The organism is Klebsiella planticola ATCC 33531 (genome assembly GCF_000735435.1).
Taxonomy (GTDB): Bacteria; Pseudomonadota; Gammaproteobacteria; order Enterobacterales; family Enterobacteriaceae; genus Klebsiella; species Klebsiella planticola.
In genome coordinates, this window is sequence record NZ_JMPP01000013.1 from 58,163 (window position 1) to 75,623 (window position 17,461).

The following is a 17,461-nucleotide window of genomic DNA, read 5'->3' on the forward strand; positions in this document are numbered from 1 at the left end:
ATCCGTGATCGAGTGCAGAAATTAGCGTTGTAGAAAGACGATCAGGCGGTTTCGCCAGGGATGAATTCAGGTTGCCAGAGCACCTGTAAAGAGGAGAGATCGTCACCGGCGATCAGCCGCCGGACCATCTCTGCAATCTGCCGGCCGACGCCCTGACGGGTGGACTGAACCACCGCAGCGACCGGAGTATCGATAATGCTGTCCTGCGGCAATCCGTCATAAACCACTAATGACACGCGGCTATCGCCGGTCAGGCGACCCAGCTGCGAGAGCGCCATCGCCGCGCCGTCGCCGTGGGTATTGCAGTCAGTGACGATCGCCGTCGGCGGCTCCGGCAGGCGCAATAGCTCCAGCGTAGCCTGGTATCCGCCGCGTCGGGTGGGCGACACGCTACGCAGCCAGCTATCGGACAGACCCGCTTCACGCAAGGCGTCCAGGTAGCCGTTACGCCGCTGAATGATAAACGCCTGGCTGTTATTTTCCCCCAGCAGGGCGATGCGCCGATGGCCCTGGCTGATTAAGTGGCGGGTCGCGCGATACGTCCCGGCATAATTATCGAAATCAAACCAGGCGTAGGGCTGCGGCAGGCGGCTGCGACCAAGAGCGAGGAACGGGAACCCGGAGGAGAGCAACTGCGTCAGACGCGGATCGTCATCCAGCGTGTGCGCCACGATCAGCGCATCGACTCGCCGGCTTTGCACCATGCGCATATAGCCATGTTTATCCGCCTGCTCATCATCCGCGATCAGCAGCAAATCAATTTCATAACGCGCCAGCTCATGGCTAATCTCTCCGACCATCTCGAGAAACACCGTGTTATTCAGCGGAGCCGGACGTACGGGGAACACCAGGCCCACGGCATCGATTTTGCCCATTTTAAGACGCCTGGCAAAGGTATTGGGCCGATAGCCGCGGCGTTTCGCTTCTGCCTCGACGCGGGCTCGCGTCTCCTGCGACACGTCATCATAGCCGTTTAATGCCCGGCTGACGGTGGTGACCGAGATCCCAAGTTCTTTAGCAATGGCTTTCAGCGACATATGTATCCCTGTCTTCGCGGAGAATGCGGCTAGTTTCCCGCAATACGGAGATGGCGTCCAGCAACAGCAACAGCGACGGCGCCTGTGTCCTCGCCATCCCGTTAGTTTTGTTCAGCAACCAGTATCGCCTGAGTATCCGGTTCCAGCGCCTGGAAAACATGTTCCTGATCCGCCGGATAGCAGATGTAATCTCCTTCACCCAGCTCTTCCGGTGCTTCGGTCAACCCGACCCGCGCGCGCCCCTGAGTAATAATAATATGCTCAACCGAACCCGGTGGATGGGGGTGAGAAATTCGGTCAGCGCCTGGCTGCGTCAGTAATAAATAGATATCGCGGCGGGCACCCGGCGGACAACTCGCCAGCAAAATAGCCTGGTAATGGGCCTGTTCGGCCACCACTTTGGTTCCTTCTCCGCGACGCAATACCTGTGTCTTTTGCGCCTGCGGCTCCAGCAGCTGCGCAAAAGGGATATCCAGCGCGACGCAGAGGGCCCACAGGGTCTCCAGGCTCGGATTACCGTTGCCCGATTCCAGCTGCGATAACGTTGATTTAGCAATACCCGCCCGGCGCGCCACTTCCGCCAGCGACAGCCCGGTACGTGCACGTTCACGTACCAGACTTTTGGCAATCAGGCTAATTGGCTGTGTCATACACGGCTCCACGTTTTTTATATCGAACGATTCGTTCGTCTTGAAAATCGATACTGATGCGTTCATTATAATGGAAATTCGTTCGATATGGCTAAATAGTATGAAGCAGCACCTCTCCTGTCTCAAAGCAGACACTATCAAAGCGATAGCGTTAGTGTGCCTGGCAGTCGGCATCGTCGGCATGTCCTACGGTTCGCTGGCGATAGCCTATGGCTTCCCGGTCTGGGTTCCGTTTGCGCTCTCCCTTTCGGTACTGGCAGGCGCCTCAGAATTTATGTTTATCGGCATTATCGCCAGCGGCGGGAACCCGCTAGCCGCTGCGGCGGCAGGCCTGCTGGTCAACGCCCGTCATATTCCGTTCGGCGTCACGGTGCGCGACCTGGTCGGCAAACGCGGCGTCAGCCTGCTGGGTTGCCATATTATGAATGATGAGAGCGTGGTGTTCGGGCTCTCGCAAAAAACGCCGGAACAGCGTAAAGCCGCCTACTGGCTGTGTGGCCTCGGCGTGGCGATGATCTGGCCCGCAGGGGCACTGCTCGGCGCCATGGTCGGCAAGCTGTTACCCGACCCGGAAACCATTGGTCTGGATGCGGTATTCCCGGCTATTTTGCTGGCGCTGGTCATTCCGGCGTTTAAGAATCGCACCACCTTAATTCGCGCCTGCAGCGGCGCGGCGCTATCCCTTGCTACCGTTCCCTTCGCTCCGGTGGGTTTGCCGGTGCTGCTCTCTCTGTTTGGTTTGATGACGAGGAAAAAATAATGGCTGATATCACGCTGTTCATCGTCGGCATGGCGATTTTATCGGCAGGAACCTATTTGATGCGCCTGGGCGGGGCGAAGCTCGGCAGTCGTTTAGCGCTTTCTGAACGATCTCAGGCGCTGCTTTCCGATGCGGCAACGGTGTTGCTGTTTTCTGTGGCCCTGGCGACCACCTTTTATGAAGGTGAACATTTTGCTGGCATGGCACGAGTGCTGGGCGTCGGTTTCGCCGTTTTTCTTGCCTGGCGCAAGATGCCGCTGATCGTGGTGATTATTTCGGCGGCGGTGGTCACGGCGCTGCTGCGTCTGGCCGGACTTTCGTAGGCCGGACAGGCGTAAGCGCTATCCGGCAATCAGACGCTCCGTCAACCTAGCGTCTGCTTAATCCACGCCGATAGCCTGACAATATCCAGCGGTTGCTGTTGATCCACCGTGAAGACCGGGCCAAATCGCATCGGCTCAGCCCGTTCAGCCAGCAGGGCAAGTTCCGGCAGATATTCTTCTCCGGGGTGTCCCGCGCGGCGCTCCTGCAGGCGCGTGGCATAGCGTGACACGGCAAGCTCAGGGGAGATTTGATTCCAGATCTCAACCACTTTCTCAACCCCCGCCTGATGCAGCAACCGCTGCAGAGTTTCCCGGGGCTGGAAACCGAACCAGGCGTCGATTAACCAGATAACGTTGGCTGGCGAATTCCCGATGATCGACCAGATAACCTCGTAGGCCGCGCATCCCAACTGACGGTTAAAAGGCCGATCGATGTCGGTAAAGCACGCCATAAACGGCTCTTTAATCTCATCGATGGTCAGGAGCGGCAGGCCAAAGGTTTGCGATAGCGCCTGGGTTATCGTGCTCTTTCCCGAAGCGGGGATGCCGTTAATTAAGATCACGGTTTTACAGCCTGCAGTGAGATGTCTGTTCATAACAACGCAATCACCTCTTCTCTGGTACTGGCGGCGCGAAGCCTGGCCATGGTTTCGTTATTGTCCAGCAGCGCAACAATCGCCCGAATTCCCTCTTCAATATGCGCATTACTATCCTGAGCGCCGAACATAATGACGATATCCGCCCTGTCGCTTCCGGCAAATTGAATCGGTTTATCTAATACCACCAGACTGAAGCAGTTTCGCTTCACCCCGCACTCCGGTCTGGCATGGGGAATGGCAATCCCCTCTTCGAATACGTAATAAGCTCCATGATTGAGAGTATTATCAATAACCGCTTTACTATAACTCTCAGAGATATACCCGTTCGCCACCAGGGGACTGGCGGCAAGCTCAATCACCTTGCGCCAGTCAGACTCCATCACGCCGACCTGAATCGCATCGGCCTCAATCAGCAAATCTTTTATGGTCATTACGCCTCCCTAGATATTACGGCGAATAATATTGCGTAACTCATCAATACGAATAAATAGTGCGTCGATATCCTGACGATGTATTTTGCTTTTAGCATACACCGCTAGCGCCCTGTTATACTTCAGCATCAATGCCTTCTGGATTTCACCATTGCCAGGCTCGCCCTGCAGTTCATTTTCCAGCGTCTTTATTTCCTCAGCCAGCTCACGGGACAGCCGATCATAATCCTGCGGCGGATGATTCTCTTTTTTCCACAACGCTTTCAGTGATTGAAACATAATCTTCTCCCGCCCTGACGGGTGCAGGGCTAACCTGGTAATAACAATCTATTATTGCGGTTTGACTATTTAAATAATTCCATTTTTTCCATCAGCACCTGCGTGACCGCATTATTGGCGGGAATTAAAAACTTACGCACGCTGTCATTAACCTTGCCTTTTTCAAAAGTGGTTTTACATTGGTCAACCCACTGCACGTTCATTTCTGTGCCCACATTGACCTTATTAATCCCTTCAGTCACCGCTTTACGCATATCCTCATCACTGACGCCGGTACCGCCGTGCAGCACCAGCGGAACGCCCGTAGCCCGGCTAATCTCCTTCAGGCGCTGATGCTGGATCTGCGCCTTTCCGGTATAAAGGCCGTGCACCGTACCGACGGATACAGCCAGCATGTCAACCTGGGTCTCATTTACAAAGCGCGTGGCGTCTTCGACGGTGGTAAAACAGATATCCTCTGCGGCAACGGCTTTACCATCTTCTGAACCCCCGATGGCGCCCAGCTCCCCTTCCACGGTGATATTCCGCGGCCGCGCCATTTCCACCACAATCCGCGTATTGCCGATATTTTCTTCGAGCCCCAGGTGTGAACCGTCATACATAACCGATGAAAATCCGGCATTCATGGCCGTTTCAATCGCGCTAATATCAGAACAGTGATCCAGATGCAGACAGGTTGGCACATTTTCACTTTCCGCCAGTGAGCGAACGGCATCCACCAGTAAACGATAGCCAAGATATTCCGCCGTACCGGTCGAGATTTGAATCATTAAAGGGCTATTGCTCTTTTGTGCAGCTTTAAAAAAAGCCGGTAGCATTTCAATACAGTGCAAATTAAATGAGCCAATAGCTTTGTAATTTCGTTGCTGGGCGACTTTCAGAATATCGTTGAAATTATACAGACTCATGAATATTTTCCCCTTTAGGCTTAGATGATGTACCGTTTACGAACCATGCCAGTGCGGCGACAAAAACAATAAACAAGGCGACAAATAACCAGTTATTCTGCAAGGCATGGCCTAATACCAACCCTGAACTAATGACATCTGAATCACTGAATGTGACGCCGGTAAAACCGTAGCTTTCAAGCATCGGTACCAGAATGGCAGGCAGGAAAGTAATAAACAGACCGTGAACCACGCCGCCAATCATTGCCCCGCGACGCCCCCCCAGCGCATTACCAAAGACGCCCGCCGTACCGCCGGCAAAGAAGTTGGTTAACAGTCCCGGGAGGATCATCGCCAGACCAAACATCGGGAAGACCAACATGCCGATGATCGAACCCACGGTAGTCGCCAGGAATCCCACGATGACCGCGTTCGGGGCATAAGGGAACAGTACGGGGCAGTCCAGCGCTGGTTTCGCATCCGGAACAATACGCATGGCAATACCGCGAAAAGCCGGGACCAGTTCATTCAGTAATAAGCGCACGCCGCTGTAGAGGACAAAGACCCCTGCCACAAACTGAACAGACTGCATAAAGGCATACATCATGTAGTTCACGCCGCCGGAAAACTGGGCGATATACTCTGGTCCGGCCGCCAGCGCCGGAATCAGGTACATGGGGACCATCACCACCGCCATGGCGAGATAGGTATCCTGCAGAAACTTGAAGTTATCAGGCAGTTCAAGATCTTCAGTGGAACGGGAGCCTTTACCCACCACTTTGGCCACCGCTGCCTGGACTAAATATCCGATGGTGCAAAAATGGCCGAGAGCCACATCGTCAGAATCGGTAATGCGTCTGACCACCGGCTGCGCTAATGCCGGCATCAGTACCGCCATGACGCCGCCAAAGATACCGCCGGTCAGGATCAGCGGCAGCCCGGTCAGCCCGGCTTTGTAGCCAATCACCGTGCCAATCGTCGCCATCCACAGCAGCGCCTGCCCGGTGAGGAAGATATATTTCAGCGGCGTCAGGCGGGCGATAATAATGTTAACGGCAAAGATCACCATCAGCGTCAGCGCCACTTCAGAACCCAGCTCCCGATTCGCCAGACCGGCGATAGCGGCAACATCGGTGATGTATCCTTTCATCCCGAAACCGTGGGTGAAGATATCGTTAAGGAAGCTCAGGGTGGCGACAATAATATTAATGCCGGCCATCATAATTAAGAACCCGAGCAGCGTTTTAAATGTCCCCTCTACTGTTTTACCCACTGACTTCTTCTGTAAGATCAGACCCAGCATGGCAATAAACGCGATTAATATCGAAGCCTGGCCGAGCAAATCTTTTACAATAAACTCGATAAAGCTATTCATGATCGGCCACCTTCAGATTACGCTCCTTCAGGAATGAGACGATTTTTCGCTCAATTTCATCTTTATCCGTCAGCTTGTTGAGGACCACCACTCGTTTTATTTCCTCTTCAGTAGCGTCGGCAGTTAATATGTCGGCAAATGTTTTTTGCGTCAGAATAATGTCAGATTTAAATGCTCCAGCTTCAGATACGGTGGTATGTTCAATATGTGCAGGAATTTCCAGCTTCTTTAATACTGCTTTCGCCGTCATTTCGATGGCAAAGCTTGAACCGAGGCCGCAGCCACATACGCAAAGAATTTTCAGCATGTAGGGTCTCCTCAAATAATATTGAGTTGTTTGGCAAGTTTATAATGATGTCCTTCGATATCTACCAGACGTTTTTTCATACTGACTAAGTCAATTGGAATAGGTTTATTGCTTGAATTTATAATAATGGCTTTATTTTTCATTCCTGACTGAATACAGCGAACAACTTCATTCGCCATGATCGTGCCCTGGTAAATTTCTTCGCAGGTCGGGTCGCCGCTGCGCAGTCCATAGCCGATGATGGTTTTACGGATGCGGACACCGATACGTGGCTCAAGCTGCTTGATCATCGTATCGATAGCCCCTTGAAACCCAGGTGAATACTCCCTGGTGTAACCTTCAGAGCAAAGTATCACCACGCTGTTTTGCTCGCGAAGCTTGCCTCTGACGCGCTCAGCCAGATCCTCTAATGGCATCTGTGCTTCCGGGATCAGCGCAATATCGGCATTACTTTTAATCGCTGACTGCAGCGTTAGCTCTCCACAATACCCTCCTAATATTTCAACCATAAACACCCGCCCAGGTAATGCCCTGCCGGTATTTCTTAAACGAGAAACCTCCTTGATAATTTGTTCGCAGGCTGTAGAAAATCCGATAGTATAATCACTACCGTATACATCGTTATCGATAGTCATCCCGACACCGAAACAGTTAATATCAAATTCGCTAAGCGTATTAAGGAACTGTAGGCTACCATCACCACCGGCCATAATAAGTACATCAAGGCGCAGTGACTTAATTTTCCTGGCTATAGTTTCATACTCATTTCTCAGCAATTTGCGAGTGGTTCGGCCGGACGTAATAACAGGCAGTGAACAAATAGAGAAATCGACAAGATCCCGCCAGGCGATGTCCTGGTGATTTTTATCGAGCAGCCCAGGTATTCCACCATTAAAAATGGTGATCTCCGCGCTCGCGAGTTTCGCAACCTGAAAAATGAAATTATTAATTCCAGATACATCGCCGCCGCTAATAACAATACCGATTTTCATGGTCACCACCGTCATATTTGCTTGCCCACATTTATCCCTAAGTTCAAGACCTGGATTTGCAATCAAGATCACATAATTATGATTAATTTATCCGTTGTAACGATTGACAGATATAAATATGGAGTGTTTTTTGTGATGAACATCTCACTTAAAAGATGAGATCGTCTTAACAGTTATTTTTAAATAACTTTATTATTCATTAGGTTAAATATTGAGAGGAGAGCGCGTCATTTTGCTTGCCAGAGGCTTAACCTCGTTGCCAAAAGCAAAGAAGAGAAACGTGATAAACACCACATTTTTTTGAGGAGAAGTGGAGGCGTTGGGTGGAGGGATTTCACGATGATGAAAGCACAAAAACAAAAAAAGCGCCCGCAGGCGCTCTTTCGACGGTGGTGCCGGTTTTATTTGTTCAGTTCTGCCGTCATATGCACGCGGTTACCGGTGAAGGCTTCGGTGATGGTGTAAGAAGAAGCACCGGCGGCCTGAGCCTGAGCGGCGATTTTCGCTTCCGCGCCGTCCATTGTAGAGGAGGTTGCGCTCACTGACTGTGCAGCGAAAGAACCGAAGGAAGCGGTAAGAGCGATAACTGCAGCAAAAGTTTTGATGCTTTTCATGATGTAAATCCTTCATTAAGTTGTTTGGGTAAGGCGTTTTTCCTTGATGTGATAAATAGTAGACCTCACAACCCACAACTAAAAGCGGAAGGATTTGCTCTCATCATTCAAAAAAATTGACTTATTTTTAACCTGCGATCAGCCGCTGCGGATGGGTGTAAACCGTCGCCCTGCCCGGGCGGCAAAAGCCCACCAGCGTCAGGTTGCAACGTTCCGCGACCTCCACCGCCAGCGCAGTGGCGGCGGAAACCGCAAACAGAATTTCCACCCCGCACATTGCCGCCTTCTGCACCATCTCGTAGCTGGCGCGGCTGGAGACTAACGCCGCCCCGCATTGCCAGTCATCGCCCTCTTCTACGCGCCGCCCCAGCAGTTTGTCCAGCGCGACGTGACGCCCGACATCCTCGTGTCCGCCCGCCAGCTCACCAGACGGACGCAGCCACGCTGCCGCATGGGTGCAGCCGGTGATATGGCCAATCGGCTGAACATCACGAAGCTGTTCCAGCGCGCGATCGAGATTCCCCAGGCTAAAGGTTTGCGTGAAAGGTAAAGGTTGCACCGGCTTGCCGATATCGTTGAGCTGCTCAACGCCGCAAACGCCGCAGCCGGTACGCCCGGCCAGCGCGCGACGGCGCTCTTTCAGCCCCATAAAACGACGGCTGGAAAGTTCAATCTGCACTTCCAGACCGTTGCAGGCCTGCACCACCTCCATCCCGTAGATCTCGCGCCGGTTTTCAATAATCCCTTCGGATAATGAGAAACCGACGGCAAATCGTTGCAGATCCTTGGGAGAGGCCATCATGACAACGTGTGAGATACCGTTATAGACCAGCGCCACAGGAACCTCTTCGGCTAATTCGTCAGACTGCGGATGTTGCAAATCATCGCGCTTCCAGAGCGCGACCTGACGACATCCTGTGATGCTTGTCACATTTTCAATTTGTTCGGGAGGGTTCTTATTCACTTTGTCTTAACCGTATTGGAACAGGCATACACACAATGTGGTATTCTTTGCATACCCCTTCAAGTGAAAGGGTGATCACCCCCCAATTCTGAACCTTTGCGGCGCTTACCGCAAAGTAAATAACTACATGTGACAATGTCGATACAAGGAGTGAACCATGCAGGTCAGCAGAAGGCAGTTCTTTAAGATCTGCGCTGGCGGTATGGCAGGCACAACGGCTGCAGCGCTGGGTTTTGCCCCAGGCGCCGCGCTCGCGGAAACCCGGCAATATAAGCTGCTGCGTACCCGTGAAACCCGTAACACCTGTACGTACTGTTCTGTCGGTTGTGGGCTGTTAATGTATAGCCTCGGCGACGGTGCGAAAAACGCCAAAGCATCCATCTTTCATATCGAAGGTGACCCTGACCATCCGGTCAACCGTGGTGCGCTCTGCCCGAAAGGGGCGGGTCTGGTCGACTTTATCCATTCCGAAAGTCGTCTGAAATTCCCGGAATATCGTGCGCCAGGCTCCGACAAGTGGCAGCAAATCAGCTGGGATGAAGCGTTCGATCGCATCGCGAAGCTGATGAAAGAAGACCGCGATGCCAACTTTATCGCCAAAAACGACGCCGGCACTACCGTCAACCGTTGGTTGACCACCGGGATGCTGTGCGCTTCAGCCTCCAGTAACGAAACCGGCTATTTAACGCAGAAATTCACCCGCGCGCTCGGTATGCTCGCGGTCGACAACCAGGCGCGCGTCTGACACGGACCAACGGTAGCAAGTCTTGCTCCAACATTTGGTCGCGGTGCGATGACCAACCACTGGGTTGACATCAAAAACGCCAACCTGATCGTGGTGATGGGCGGTAATGCCGCTGAAGCGCACCCGGTAGGGTTCCGCTGGGCGATGGAAGCCAAAATTCACAACGGCGCGAAGCTGATTGTTATCGACCCACGCTTTACGCGTACCGCGTCGGTAGCCGACTTCTATACCCCGATTCGTTCCGGGACTGACATTACCTTCCTGTCAGGCGTCATCCTGTACCTGCTGAATAACGAAAAATTCAACCGCGAGTACACCGAAGCCTATACCAACGCCAGCCTGATTGTGCGTGAGGATTACAGCTTCGACGACGGGTTGTTCAGCGGCTATAACGCGGAAAAACGCAGCTACGATAAGACCAGCTGGAACTATGAGCTGGACGAAAACGGCTTCGCCAAACGCGATACCTCCCTGCAACATCCGCGCTGCGTATGGAACCTGCTGAAACAACACGTTTCCCGCTATACCCCGGATGTCGTGGAAAACATCTGCGGTACGCCGAAGGCCGACTTCCTGAAAGTCTGCGAGTACATCGCCGAAACCAGCGCACCGGATAAAACCGCGTCATTCCTCTACGCGCTCGGCTGGACGCAGCACTCTATCGGTGCGCAGAACATCCGTACCATGGCGATGATCCAGCTGCTGCTCGGCAACATGGGGATGGCCGGTGGCGGCGTGAACGCCCTGCGCGGTCACTCCAACATCCAGGGGCTGACCGATCTGGGGCTGCTGTCGCAGAGCCTACCGGGTTATATGACGCTTCCGAGTGAGAAACAGACCGACCTGCAAACCTACCTGACCGCCAACACGCCGAAGCCACTGTTGAAAGATCAGGTGAACTACTGGGGCAACTACCCGAAATTCTTCGTCTCAATGATGAAGGCCTTCTTTGGCGATAAAGCGACGGCGGAAAACAGCTGGGGCTTCGACTGGCTGCCGAAGTGGGATAAGGGCTACGACGTCCTGCAATACTTCGAGATGATGCACCAGGGCAAAGTGAACGGCTATCTGTGCCAGGGCTTTAACCCGGTGGCCTCATTCCCAAATAAAAACAAGGTGGTCGAATCGCTGTCGAAACTGAAGTTCCTGGTGACCATCGATCCGCTCAATACCGAAACGTCCACCTTCTGGCAAAACCACGGTGAGTCGAACGATGTCGATCCGGCGAAAATCCAGACCGAAGTGTTCCGTCTGCCCTCCACCTGCTTCGCCGAAGAGAACGGGTCTATCGTCAACTCCGGGCGTTGGCTGCAGTGGCACTGGAAAGGCGCGGACGCCCCGGGGATTGCGACCACCGACGGTGAAATTCTGGCCGGTATCTTCTTACGCCTGCGGAAAATGTACGCCGAAGAAGGCGGCCCGACGCCAGAACCGGTGCTGAATATGACGTGGGACTACTCCACGCCGCACGAACCGGCTTCGGAAGAAGTGGCGATGGAGAGCAACGGTAAGGCGCTGGCGGATCTGACCGACCCGGTCACCGGCGCGGTAGTGGTGAAGAAAGGCCAGCAGCTCAGCTCCTTTGCGCAGCTGCGCGATGACGGCACCACCTCCAGCGGCTGCTGGATCTTCGCCGGGAGCTGGACGCCGGAAGGCAACCAGATGGCCCGCCGTGATAACGCCGATCCGTCAGGGCTGGGTAATACGCTGGGCTGGGCCTGGGCGTGGCCGCTCAACCGCCGCATCCTGTATAACCGCGCCTCGGCGGATCCGCAGGGTAAACCGTGGGATCCGAAGCGTCAGATTCTGAAATGGGACGGCGCCAAATGGGCCGGTATGGATATTCCGGACTACAGCGCCGCCGCACCGGGCAGCGATGTCGGACCGTTTATCATGCAGCCCGAAGGTATGGGTCGCCTGTTTGCTCTCGATAAGATGGCGGAAGGTCCGTTCCCGGAACACTATGAGCCGTTTGAAACGCCGCTGGGCACCAACCCGCTACACCCGAATGTCGTCTCTAACCCGGCCGCCCGCGTCTTTAGCGGTGACCTGGAACAGATGGGTAAAGCGGATAAGTTCCCGTACGTCGGTACCACCTACCGTCTCACCGAGCATTTCCACTACTGGACCAAGCATGCGCTGCTCAACGCCATCGCCCAGCCGGAACAGTTCGTGGAAATCGGCGAGAAGCTGGCGAATAAGCTCGGCATCGCGCATGGCGATACCGTTCGCGTCTCCTCCAACCGCGGCTATATCAAAGCCAAGGCGGTGGTGACCAAGCGTATTCGCACGCTGAAAGTGGACGGTAAGGATATCGATACGATCGGTATTCCTATCCACTGGGGTTATGAAGGGGTGGCGAAGAAAGGCTTTATCGCCAACACGCTGACGCCGTTCGTCGGCGATGCGAACACGCAAACGCCGGAGTTTAAAGCCTTCCTCGTGAACGTGGAAAAGGTGTAACGGAGACGACTTATGGCTTATCAATCGCAAGACATCATTCGTCGTTCCGCGACTAACGGTTTCACTCCCGCGCCTCAGGCGCGGGACCACCAGCAGGAAGTCGCGAAGCTAATCGACGTCACCACCTGTATTGGCTGTAAAGCCTGTCAGGTCGCCTGTTCAGAATGGAATGACATCCGTGATGAAGTCGGCAGCAACGTCGGGGTGTACGATAACCCCGCGGATCTGACCGCCAAATCCTGGACGGTAATGCGCTTCTCGGAAGTGGAACAGAACGACAAACTGGAGTGGCTGATCCGTAAGGATGGCTGTATGCACTGCGCCGATCCGGGCTGCCTGAAGGCCTGTCCGTCGGAAGGGGCAATCATTCAGTATGCCAACGGCATCGTCGACTTCCAGTCCGAACAGTGTATTGGCTGCGGCTACTGCATCGCCGGCTGTCCGTTTGACGTCCCCCGACTCAACCCGGAAGACAACCGCGTCTACAAATGTACGCTGTGCGTAGACCGTGTCACCGTGGGCCAGGAGCCGGCATGCGTGAAAACCTGTCCGACCGGGGCGATTCACTTTGGCTCCAAAGAGGACATGAAGGTGCTGGCCGGCGAACGCGTCGCCGAGCTGAAAACTCGTGGATATGACAATGCGGGCCTGTACGATCCGGCTGGCGTAGGCGGAACGCACGTGATGTACGTACTGCACCACGCCGACAAGCCGAATCTGTATCACGGCCTGCCGGAAAATCCGGAAATCAGCGCCACCGTGAAGTTCTGGAAAGGTATCTGGAAACCGCTCGCGGCGGTAGGGTTTGCCGCGACCTTTGCAGCCAGCGTCTTCCACTATGTCGGGGTCGGTCCGAACCGTGCGGAAGAGGAAGAGGACAACCTGCATGAAGAGAATGACGAGGTGCGCAAATGAAAAGACGTGACACCATCGTGCGCTACACGGCGCCGGAACGCATCAACCACTGGGTCACCGCCTTCTGCTTCATGCTGGCGGCGATAAGCGGACTGGGATTCTTTTTCCCGTCCTTCAACTGGCTGATGCAAATCATGGGCACTCCGCAGCTGGCGCGCATTCTGCACCCGTTTGTTGGGGTCATTATGTTTGCCTCATTCATCATCATGTTTTTCCGCTACTGGCACCATAACCTAATCAATCGGGATGATATCTTTTGGGCGAAGAATATTCGTAAGATCGTCGTCAACGAGGAAGTGGGTGACACCGGGCGCTATAACTTCGGCCAGAAATGCGTATTCTGGGCGGCGATTATTTTGCTGGTTCTGCTGCTGGTCAGCGGTGTGATCATCTGGCGTCCGTATTTTGCGCCTGCGTTCTCAATCCCGGTAATCCGGTTAGCGCTCATGCTGCATTCATTTGCCGCCGTTGCCCTAATTGTGGTTATCATGGTGCATATTTACGCCGCCCTGTGGGTGAAAGGCACCATTACCGCGATGGTGGAAGGCTGGGTTACCAAAACATGGGCGAAGAAACATCACCCCCGCTGGTACCGAGAAGTTCGCCAGAAACAGGAAAATAAGACTGAATGAGTATTCGCATAATCCCGCAAGATGAGCTGGGTTCGAGCGAGAAACGCACGGCGGATTATATTCCGCCGTTGTTATTCCCCAGACTCAAGAACCTCTACAACCGCCGCGCAGAGCGTCTGCGCGAGCTGGCAGAGAACAACCCGCTGGGCGATTTTCTGCGTTTTGCCGCGCTGGTCGCCCACGCGCAGGAAGTGGTGCTCTACGACCACCCGCTGCAAATGGACCTGACCGCGCGCATCAAAGAAGCCAACGCGCAGGGCAAACCGCCGCTGGATATTCACCTCCTGCCGCGCGATAAGCACTGGCACAAGCTGCTGCATTCGCTCATTGCCGAGCTGAAGCCGGAGATGAGCGGTACCGCGCTGGCGGTTATCGAGAATCTGGAAAAATCCTCCGATCTGGAGCTGGAAGAGATGGCAAGCGCGCTGTTCGCTTCCGACTTCTCGCTGGTGAGCAGTGATAAAGCGCCGTTTATCTGGGCCGCCCTGTCGCTCTACTGGGCGCAAATGGCCAGCCTGATCCCAGGTAAAGCCCGCGCCGAATACGGTGAAGCACGCCAGTTCTGCCCGGTATGCGGTTCAATGCCTGTTTCCAGCATGGTGCAGATTGGGACCACTCAGGGGCTGCGCTACCTGCACTGCAACCTGTGTGAAACTGAATGGCACGTGGTGCGCATCAAATGCAGCAACTGCGAACAGACCCGCGATCTCAACTATTGGTCGCTGGAAAATGAAGATGCGGCGGTGAAAGCCGAAAGCTGCGGTGACTGCGGAACGTACCTGAAGATTCTATATCAGGAAAAAGATCCGAAAGTGGAAGCCGTGGCCGACGATCTCGCCTCGCTGGTGCTGGATGCCCGCATGGAGCAGGAAGGCTTCGCCAGAAGTTCGATTAACCCGTTTATGTTCCCGGGTGAAGGGGAGTAAATCCCCTCATAGTGCCGGGTAATCCAGGTTACCCGGCACTCCACCCCGATGCGCAAGCACCTCAGCCGAGGAACGCCTTCGCTTTAGTACGCCCCTCTCCCGGCCCCGGCGCTCATTTCTCACAAAAAAACCCTTTTCTATCGGCTGCAATCCAGGCTATAACACTGTATATCCATACAGATTGAAAGAATATAATGATGGCACTGGAACAAGGTATCGCCCGGCTGGTTGAGGAGTTTATCGCCGCAGGGCGCCCCTCTTCACGACAGCAGAATATTGATGACCGGAGGGCGGGTTATGTAGCCAGTACGGTGCTGGCCGGAGAAAGCGAAACGCGTGTGCAGGTGGACGACATCACGCTGGAAGGAATCAATTTTCGCGTGGTATCACCGCAGAATGCTGCCGGTCCTCTACCTACCGTTATCTACTATCACGGCGGCTGTTTTGTCAGCGGCGGCTTCGCCACCCACGATAAACAATTGCGCCAGCTGGCGTATGAAAGCGGCTGCCGGGTGATTGCCGTGCAATACCGGCTGGCGCCCGAGCAGACGTTTCCTGCCGCGCACAATGACGCGGAACGGGGAGCGCAGATTATCCGGCGCCACGCAGAGCCGCTTGGGGTGGATACCTCGCGAATCACCCTTGCGGGCGATAGCGCGGGGGGGAATCTGGCTCTCGTCACCGCGCTACGGCTGAAAGCTGCGGGGACCTGGCTGCCCGCGCAGCTGATTCTGATTTATCCCATGCTGGACGCTACCGCGGCTTCGGCAAGCTACATCAGCAACGGAGAGGATTACATCATCACCCGGGATACGCTGCTGAGCGGCTACGAAATGTACCTGCCCGCCACGGAATCTGCACACCCGGAGGCAAGCCCGCTCTGGCGTGACGACTTCAGCGGTCTGCCGCCCGTGCATATCCTCACCGCCGAATATGACCCGCTGCGCGATGAAGGCGAAGCGCTGTACCAACGGATGGTTGAGCAAAATGTGGCCTGTACCTGCCAGCGCTATGCTGGCGTGATTCACGGTTTCTTTCAGCTGGGTGGCATCAGTCTGGCGGCGCGCCATGCCATGGGAGATATCGCCTGGCGAATCCGTTCGCCAGGTCGGTCGCTATAATCGCTGCGGCGGGAATTACTCTTCTTCGTTCCCGCCCTCTTCATACGAACCAAACGGCTTCGCGGGCAGAACGATGTAAATGCCTTCAAAAATGGCGCCCAGACTCTCGCCGCCAAACAACTCAACCTGCAGCTGCACGCGGGCTTTACGTCCACGCGCCAGACGGTCGAGATCGCCGCTGAGCGAACCCAGATCGGCCACTGCGCTCGGGCGGCCGCTAATCGGCTGGCTGTAACGGATATGGGCATCGGCGAGAATAATCGTACCGCCCAAATGCCGTTCGCGCAGCATCAGCCAGATCAGCCCCCAGCCGGTCAGCGTCGCCAGGGAAAACAGACTTCCGGCAAACAGCGTATGGTGCGGATTCTGGTTACCGGCTTCGGGCATGGTGGTGATGAAATTTTTGCCGGTGTACTGCTGAATGCGCACACCCATTTTTTCGCTGAGCGGAATGTGCTGATACCAGGCCTGCTGCAGCTGCCCGCACCAGTCGCCGCGATGCAGAATATCGTCCAGCGAGGCGATCGGTTTAATCATCAGGAAGTGGCGGATAGGCGTGGTGGTTGGCGTGGTAATCTCGCCCTGGTTAACAAAACCGAGCTTGGCAAAAAAATCCACCGCGTCTTCGCGAGCGCTACAGGTCACGCGCTTAACGCCCTCCTGACGGGCGACGGACTCCAGCGTCATCGCCATCAGCGTACCCAAGCCTTTATCCTGCACCGACGGGTGTACGGCCATAAAACGAATGGAGGCTTCGTTCTCCGCATTGATATATAGCCGCCCGACGGCAACCAGGTTGCCTTCTTCATCCACTACCATCTGGTGATGCGCCATCGCATCCCAGGCGTCACGCTCCGATCCTTTGGGCTGATGAAGCGGCTTACGCAACATCTCCCAGCGGAACTGATAGTAGCTCTCGAGTTCGTCTTCTGTTTGCGGTACACGAAGGTGATACATAGCTGTACTCTCTTTTGTTACCCGCAGCCGGCCCGGAAGCTGGCTCATACCTGCAACCAAAAGGTCACAGGACCATCATTCACCAGTGATACCTGCATATCCGCAGCGAATCTCCCGGTTTGTGTGTTCATCTCCTGCTGGCGACAGCGCGCGACAAAATAGTCATACAGCGCTTCTGCTCTGTCAGGGGCAGCCCCTTTGGAAAAACCCGGGCGCATACCCCGTTCGGTATCCGCTGCCAACGTGAACTGTGAGACCACCAGCACGCTGCCGCCGGACTGCTGCACATTCAGATTCATTTTTCCTTCGGCGTCGCTGAAGATACGATAGCCAAGCACGCGCTCGCACAGGCGATTCGCTTTTTGCTCATCATCGTCTTTCTCGACGCCCAACAACACCAGAAGCCCCGGGCCGATTTCACCCGTCACCTCGCCCTCCACGGTTACGCTTGCACGGGATACGCGCTGAATTAATGCAATCATAG

At 54.7% G+C, this 17,461-nt stretch carries 20 protein-coding genes; 7 read left to right on the forward strand and 13 right to left on the reverse strand.

Annotated elements, in window-relative coordinates:
- Positions 1-41: 41 nt before the first annotated feature.
- Positions 42-1,037 carry a substrate-binding domain-containing protein gene (locus tag GRPL_RS21425; protein ID WP_032690112.1) on the reverse strand — a complete coding sequence of 332 codons (996 nt, stop codon included), beginning with the start codon at positions 1,035-1,037 and terminating at the stop codon, positions 42-44.
- Positions 1,038-1,138: 101 nt separating this feature from the next.
- A complete protein-coding gene (locus tag GRPL_RS21420; RefSeq protein WP_032690113.1) occupies positions 1,139-1,687 on the reverse strand; it encodes a helix-turn-helix domain-containing protein in 549 nt (182 codons plus the stop codon).
- Between the two features lie 100 nt (positions 1,688-1,787).
- On the opposite strand from GRPL_RS21420, the gene GRPL_RS21415 reads away from it, so the two are divergent.
- Both GRPL_RS21415 and GRPL_RS21410 read left to right on the forward strand, forming a co-directional pair.
- A complete protein-coding gene (locus GRPL_RS21415) occupies positions 1,788-2,447 on the forward strand; it encodes an AzlC family ABC transporter permease (protein ID WP_032690114.1) in 660 nt (219 codons plus the stop codon).
- Positions 2,447-2,770, forward strand: a complete 324-nt coding sequence (locus tag GRPL_RS21410) for an AzlD domain-containing protein (RefSeq protein WP_032690115.1) — start codon at positions 2,447-2,449, stop codon at positions 2,768-2,770. Before GRPL_RS21415 ends, GRPL_RS21410 begins: the two co-directional genes overlap by 1 nt.
- 41 nt (positions 2,771-2,811) lie before the next feature.
- Here GRPL_RS21410 and GRPL_RS21405 read toward each other — a convergent pair whose 3' ends face one another.
- From GRPL_RS21405 to fdhD, 9 genes are all read right to left on the reverse strand, one after another.
- Positions 2,812-3,366 carry a P-loop nucleotide/nucleoside kinase family protein gene (locus GRPL_RS21405; RefSeq protein WP_032690116.1) on the reverse strand — a complete coding sequence of 185 codons (555 nt, stop codon included), beginning with the start codon at positions 3,364-3,366 and terminating at the stop codon, positions 2,812-2,814.
- On the reverse strand, positions 3,363-3,800 hold the full coding sequence (locus tag GRPL_RS21400; RefSeq protein ID WP_032690117.1) for a PTS sugar transporter subunit IIA: 438 nt from the start codon (positions 3,798-3,800) through the stop codon (positions 3,363-3,365). Before GRPL_RS21400 ends, GRPL_RS21405 begins: the two co-directional genes overlap by 4 nt.
- A gap of 9 nt (positions 3,801-3,809) precedes the next feature.
- On the reverse strand, positions 3,810-4,079 hold the full coding sequence (locus GRPL_RS21395; RefSeq protein ID WP_032698461.1) for a hypothetical protein: 270 nt from the start codon (positions 4,077-4,079) through the stop codon (positions 3,810-3,812).
- Positions 4,080-4,144: 65 nt separating this feature from the next.
- The gene (locus GRPL_RS21390; protein WP_032696659.1) at positions 4,145-4,987 is read right to left on the reverse strand and encodes a class II fructose-bisphosphate aldolase; all 843 of its coding nucleotides are present in this window, start codon (positions 4,985-4,987) and stop codon (positions 4,145-4,147) included.
- A complete protein-coding gene (locus GRPL_RS21385; protein ID WP_032690118.1) occupies positions 4,974-6,341 on the reverse strand; it encodes a PTS sugar transporter subunit IIC in 1,368 nt (455 codons plus the stop codon). Before GRPL_RS21385 ends, GRPL_RS21390 begins: the two co-directional genes overlap by 14 nt.
- Positions 6,334-6,648: a PTS sugar transporter subunit IIB gene (locus tag GRPL_RS21380; protein ID WP_032690119.1), complete on the reverse strand. Its 315-nt coding sequence runs from the start codon at positions 6,646-6,648 to the stop codon at positions 6,334-6,336. The genes GRPL_RS21385 and GRPL_RS21380 overlap by 8 nt, the downstream gene beginning before the upstream one ends.
- Positions 6,649-6,659: 11 nt before the next feature.
- Positions 6,660-7,640: a 6-phosphofructokinase gene (locus tag GRPL_RS21375; RefSeq protein WP_032698474.1), complete on the reverse strand. Its 981-nt coding sequence runs from the start codon at positions 7,638-7,640 to the stop codon at positions 6,660-6,662.
- A 401-nt stretch (positions 7,641-8,041) separates the two neighbouring features.
- The gene (locus GRPL_RS21370) at positions 8,042-8,254 is read right to left on the reverse strand and encodes a YdgH/BhsA/McbA-like domain containing protein (protein ID WP_032690121.1); all 213 of its coding nucleotides are present in this window, start codon (positions 8,252-8,254) and stop codon (positions 8,042-8,044) included.
- A gap of 127 nt (positions 8,255-8,381) precedes the next feature.
- Positions 8,382-9,218, reverse strand: coding sequence for a formate dehydrogenase accessory sulfurtransferase FdhD (gene fdhD / locus GRPL_RS21365; RefSeq protein ID WP_032690122.1), 837 nt, complete (start codon positions 9,216-9,218; stop codon positions 8,382-8,384).
- Positions 9,219-9,375: 157 nt separating this feature from the next.
- On the opposite strand from fdhD, the gene fdnG reads away from it, so the two are divergent.
- The 5 genes from fdnG to GRPL_RS21335 all read left to right on the forward strand — a co-directional run bounded on the left by fdnG (position 9,376) and on the right by GRPL_RS21335 (position 16,020).
- A complete protein-coding gene (fdnG, locus tag GRPL_RS21355; RefSeq protein ID WP_094898567.1) occupies positions 9,376-12,426 on the forward strand; it encodes a formate dehydrogenase-N subunit alpha in 3,051 nt (1,016 codons plus the stop codon).
- 12 nt (positions 12,427-12,438) lie between these two features.
- On the forward strand, positions 12,439-13,341 hold the full coding sequence (gene fdxH / locus GRPL_RS21350; protein WP_004869304.1) for a formate dehydrogenase subunit beta: 903 nt from the start codon (positions 12,439-12,441) through the stop codon (positions 13,339-13,341).
- A complete protein-coding gene (fdoI, locus tag GRPL_RS21345) occupies positions 13,338-13,973 on the forward strand; it encodes a formate dehydrogenase cytochrome b556 subunit (RefSeq protein ID WP_032690125.1) in 636 nt (211 codons plus the stop codon). Before fdxH ends, fdoI begins: the two co-directional genes overlap by 4 nt.
- Entirely contained in the window at positions 13,970-14,899 is a 930-nt protein-coding gene (gene fdhE, locus GRPL_RS21340) for a formate dehydrogenase accessory protein FdhE (RefSeq protein WP_032690126.1), read from the forward strand. The genes fdoI and fdhE overlap by 4 nt, the downstream gene beginning before the upstream one ends.
- 197 nt (positions 14,900-15,096) lie before the next feature.
- The gene (locus tag GRPL_RS21335; protein ID WP_032698463.1) at positions 15,097-16,020 is read left to right on the forward strand and encodes an alpha/beta hydrolase; all 924 of its coding nucleotides are present in this window, start codon (positions 15,097-15,099) and stop codon (positions 16,018-16,020) included.
- Positions 16,021-16,035: 15 nt separating this feature from the next.
- On the opposite strand, the gene fabY is transcribed toward GRPL_RS21335, so the two are convergent.
- Together fabY and dtd are read right to left on the reverse strand one after the other, a co-directional pair.
- Positions 16,036-16,977, reverse strand: coding sequence for a fatty acid biosynthesis protein FabY (gene fabY, locus GRPL_RS21330; RefSeq protein WP_032690128.1), 942 nt, complete (start codon positions 16,975-16,977; stop codon positions 16,036-16,038).
- Between the two features lie 44 nt (positions 16,978-17,021).
- Positions 17,022-17,459: a D-aminoacyl-tRNA deacylase gene (gene dtd / locus GRPL_RS21325; RefSeq protein WP_004869291.1), complete on the reverse strand. Its 438-nt coding sequence runs from the start codon at positions 17,457-17,459 to the stop codon at positions 17,022-17,024.
- Between the last annotated feature and the right edge of the window lie 2 nt (positions 17,460-17,461).